Genomic DNA, 4423 nt, shown 5'->3' with positions numbered 1-4423 from the left:
CTTCTGGGCGTGGGCCCGGGGCAAGATGGCCGAGGTCTATGGCAAAGATATGCCAGCGGCGCTGACCGAAGACGTGGCGGCGATCGTTCTAGGCCTGGTAACCAGCGGCCTGTTGTATTGAAAGGGGAGGGGGCCGGAGGGCCGTCTTTTCCTGATTTATACTTGTAGCTTGCCCTGCCAAATGCCGACTGACGGYGCGTAGCAAATCCCGGGCAATGCGCCTCAGACGAGAGGTCGCGTGTGAAGTGAAGGTTTAGTCGCCAAGCATGATCCGCATTCTTCAGAAAGACAATCGCCTCACGAAAGCTCTCTTCGCCGTCATCATCGGCGCTGCCGTTGTCACCATGGTCATTACGCTGGTCCCTGGCATCTTTGACAACGATGCGACTACCAGCGGGATCTATGCCAGTGTCCGTCGGCCGGGTGTCTTTGGCCGCTTTAGCCAGGCCGAAGATATCCCCACCACCCAGGTGAACGCGATCGCGGAGCGTCAGCTTCAGGCGCAGCGCCTGCCCGACTTCGCTCTGCCGTTTATGGCGCAGCGTGTGGCTCAGGGTCTGATTCAGCGCGCGGTTCTGAAGCAGGAAGCGGCGCGGCTGCACCTGGAAGTGACTGAGGCCGATGTTCGCAACGAGCTTCGCACCCGCTACGCCCAGATCTTCTTCCCGGGAGGCAACTTCATCGGGGAAGAGAAGTACAAGCAGCTCATCACATCGCAGGGCATCTCGGTTTCGGACTTCGAGAAGGACGTGCGTGACAGCCTCCTGCTGGATCGTCTGCAGTCGACGATCACCGGCGGCGTGACCGTCAGCGACAATGCGGTTCGCGAGGCGTTCCGCAAGCAGGGTCTGAAGGTGAAGTTCGACTACGCGTTGATCAGCGCCGACGACATCAAGAAGAGCCTGAACCCCACCGATGCAGAGCTGGAGGCGTTCTTCAAGACCAATGCCGCCCGCTATGCCACCGCGGTTCCTGAGGCGCGCAAGCTAAGCTACGTGGCTTTCGACGTGTCGAACCTGCCGGGCGGACGTCCGCAAATCTCTGATGCCGACATCCAGAGCTACTACAACCAGCACCTGGCCGAGTACAAGGTTGAGCCGCAGGTAAAGGTACGTCACATCCTTATCTCGGTGGCTCCTGGCGCGGACTCCAAGACCGATGCCGCTGCCAAGGCCAAGGCCGAGAGCCTGCAGAAGCAGGTGAAGGGCGGCGCCGACTTTGCCAAGCTGGCGAAGGAGAACTCTGACGATCCGGGCAGCAAGGAACGTGGCGGCGACCTGGGAATGGTCCGCAAGGGACAGATGGTGCCCGAGTTCGAGAAGCAGTCGTTCTCTACAGCTGTCGGTCAGACCTCAGATGTCTTCAAGACTCAGTTCGGCTACCACTTCCTGCAGGTGACCGAGAAGCAGGATGAGCGCACCAAGCCGCTCGCTGAGGTGAAGGACGCCATTCGCCCAATCCTGGAGCAGCAGAAGGTGGGCGGCGCGATGCAGAACTTTGCCAACCAGCTTGCGGCGGAAGCTGCCAAGCAGGGACTGGCTGGCGCTGCCGCGGCCCACGGTCTCAAGGTACAGACGACTGATTATCTGGGTGCGGACGGTGTGATCGCCGGCGTTCCTGATGGCTCGTCGATGCTGAGCAAGGCCTTCTCCACCCCCAAGGGTGCTGCTCCTGTCTCGGTGGCGACCGGCGAAGGTTTCGCTATCTTCCAGGTTGACGATATCCATGCGGCACATGCGCCGGCTTTCGCTGACTGGAAGTCGCATGTTGCCGACGACTATAAGGCCGATAAGGTTCCCCAGTTGCTGAACGCGAAGCTGAAGGCTCTGGCCGATCGCGCCAAGCTGCTGAACGACCTGAAGAAGGCTGCGGCGGAGGAGAAGATCACGGTCAAGACGAGCGATCTGGTGGATGCAGCCGGGAGTGTTCCGGACGTAGGCAGCATGAGCGGCCCGGCTTCGGCAGCCTTCGATCTGCCCAAGGGCGGCGTCTCAGGCCCCATCAATGCCGGTCCCAATGGCATTGTGCTGGCGGTAGTCGAAAAGCAGGAGCCCACGGCGGAGGAGATTGCCAAGAACTTCTCCCGCACTCGCGATGCCATGCTGAACCAGCAGCGCCAGGAGGTCTTCTCGGTCTACGTCACCAAGCTGGTGGAAGACTATGAGAAGGCAGGCGCCATCAAACTGAATAAACAGGCGGCTCAGACCGGACTTCAGTAAACCGATTTCAGCTCTTACACATCCGAATGGCCGGGAATTTCCCGGCCTTCGCTTTTGTTAGGGATTTCACTCAGCAAAGCGGCATCATGAAGAGGGAGAGCATCAGATTGAGCGTGGACAGGTCTCGTAGAGTCTCAGGAATTCTTCTTCATCTCACATCGCTTCCTTCGCTGGGTGGTATCGGCGACATGGGCCCTGTGGCCTTTGCCTTCGTCGATTTTTTGCACAGCGCTAAGCAGCGGTTGTGGCAGGTGTTACCGCTCAGTCCAGTTGGCTATGGAAATTCTCCGTATGCGGCCTTGTCTGCGTTTGCGGGAAATCCACTGCTGATCAGTCTGGAGAAGCTGGCCAGCGGCGGCTGGCTGCCGCACGAGCGGCTGCAGGGATTGCCCCCCGCCCAGGGCCCAGTAAACTTCGCCGCGGCCTCAGAGAAGTTTGCGTTGCTGGTGGAAGCTGCTCAGAACTTTCTGGACGCTCCCAAGGGGGATGAGTGGCGGCGTTTTGAACATTTTTGCGAAGAGCATCGGGACTGGCTGAATGACTGGGTGATGTATGCCGTGCTGCGCCGTCGTTTTGGGTATGCCTCCTGGAACGACTGGCCCAAGGAGTTTGCGACCCGGCAGCCGGAGGCGCTAGAAAACCTGCTCCGTGAGAACGGGCGTGAGTTGGCAATCGAGCAGATTATCCAGTTTTTCTTCGCAGTGCAGTGGGGGGAGCTGCTCGCCTACTGTCATGCACGCGATGTGAAGGTGATGGGCGATGTCGCCATCTTCGTGAACTACGACAGTGCAGACGTCTGGATCCACCCTGATCAGTTCTCCCTCGACGCCGACCTCAGACCGGTCGAGGTTGCCGGTGTTCCTCCGGACTATTTCTCTGAGACAGGGCAGAAGTGGGGCAATCCTCTCTACAACTGGGAGGCGATGCGACAGACAGGCTTCTCCTGGTGGGTTGCCCGGGCGCGTCGCGCCATGCAGCTCTATGACCTGATCCGGCTGGATCATTTCCGCGGATTCGAGGCTTATTGGGCGGTTCCCGCCGCCGATGAGACGGCAATCAACGRGCAGTGGGTCAAGGCTCCCGGCGAGGCACTGTTTGCCGCGTTGCGCCATGAACTGGGCACGCTTCCGTTCGTCGCGGAGGATCTGGGAATGATTACCCCGGAGGTCGACGAGCTGCGCATGAAGTTCGAGATGCCGGGAATGAAGGTTCTGCAGTTCGGCTTCGGTGACCGTGGAGCACATAGCTACCTGCCTCATCTGTATGAAGAGAACGCAGTCGTCTATACCGGGACGCACGACAACAATACGACGCTGGGCTGGTGGGTTGAGAACGTGGGTGAGGCGGAGCGCCTCGGCGTGCAGACCTATCTTGGAACCTTCACGCATGAGGCTCAGGTGGTGTGGGCGATGATCCGGGCGGCAGAGGCATCCGTCGCACGCATCTGCATCTTGCCTCTGCAGGATGTGTTGCACCTGGGCAGCAGCGCCCGTATGAACACACCGGCACTGCCGGATGGTAACTGGAGCTGGCGGTATGAGTCCGATGCGCTGCATTCGGACTTCGCCCGTCAGCTCGCCGTGCTGATGGAGATGACGGACCGCGATGGCTGGGTTGATCCTGATCTTGAAGCTCTTGGTCCGCCCGAAGAGCAAGGCACCGAGGATTGACGTATTCTGGTGGAGAAAGATTCACCAGGAGAAGTGACCCTATGCCGCTGTCCGGCGAAGCCATCCGCACGATGAACTATGTCGACGATATTGCTGTTACCCTGCGCCGGATTCTGGCTGTGCTGCCGACGCTGAACGCCGAGGAGCGGCAGCGTCTGCTGGACCACGTCGCCAAGTCGGAGCCGAGCTTCGAGTCCGTTCTGGCCGCCATCAAGGCAAAATAAATGCCTCCGCTACGAGTTGCCGTTATTGGTGCCGGCCGGCTGGGCCCCAGTTTTGCCCTGGAGTGTGCCCGGGCCGGCTTTTCCACGGTGCTCGAAGACGTCATGCCCCACAAGCTGCGCCGCGCCGGGGAGCAGATCGAGCAGGCTGGCCTTGATGTCGAACTGGCCAGCACGGTCGAGGCTGCGGTGCGCGAGGCCGATATCGCCATTGATTTCGTTCCTGACGAGCTGGAGTCGAAGCTCGAGATCTTCTCGCTGATCGACCGCATGGCTCCCCCGAAGACCGTCATCTGTACGCCCACCGATGCGC

Annotated in this window: 4 protein-coding genes; all 4 read left to right on the top strand. The window is 60.2% G+C overall.

Features of this window, described 5'->3' with window-relative positions:
- Nucleotides 1-266: 266 nt before the first annotated feature.
- On the top strand, nt 267-2219 hold the full coding sequence (locus tag AB4043_RS16000) for a peptidylprolyl isomerase (RefSeq protein ID WP_442299208.1): 1953 nt from the start codon (nt 267-269) through the stop codon (nt 2217-2219).
- 113 nt (nt 2220-2332) lie between these two features.
- Nucleotides 2333-3889 carry a 4-alpha-glucanotransferase gene (gene malQ / locus AB4043_RS15995; RefSeq protein ID WP_442307499.1) on the top strand — a complete coding sequence of 519 codons (1557 nt, stop codon included), beginning with the start codon at nt 2333-2335 and terminating at the stop codon, nt 3887-3889.
- Nucleotides 3890-3930: 41 nt separating this feature from the next.
- Entirely contained in the window at nt 3931-4113 is a 183-nt protein-coding gene (locus AB4043_RS15990) for a hypothetical protein (protein ID WP_263415879.1), read from the top strand.
- Nucleotides 4114-4423: 3-hydroxyacyl-CoA dehydrogenase NAD-binding domain-containing protein (locus AB4043_RS15985; protein WP_442307498.1), on the top strand; the 310-nt coding region annotated here is incomplete at its 3' end. It lies immediately after the preceding gene.

Source organism: Terriglobus sp. YAF25, assembly GCF_052113305.1.
Taxonomy (GTDB): domain Bacteria; phylum Acidobacteriota; class Terriglobia; order Terriglobales; family Acidobacteriaceae; genus Terriglobus.
Note: the sequence above shows the minus strand (reverse complement) of the source record. Positions and strands in the feature narration are given on the sequence as shown.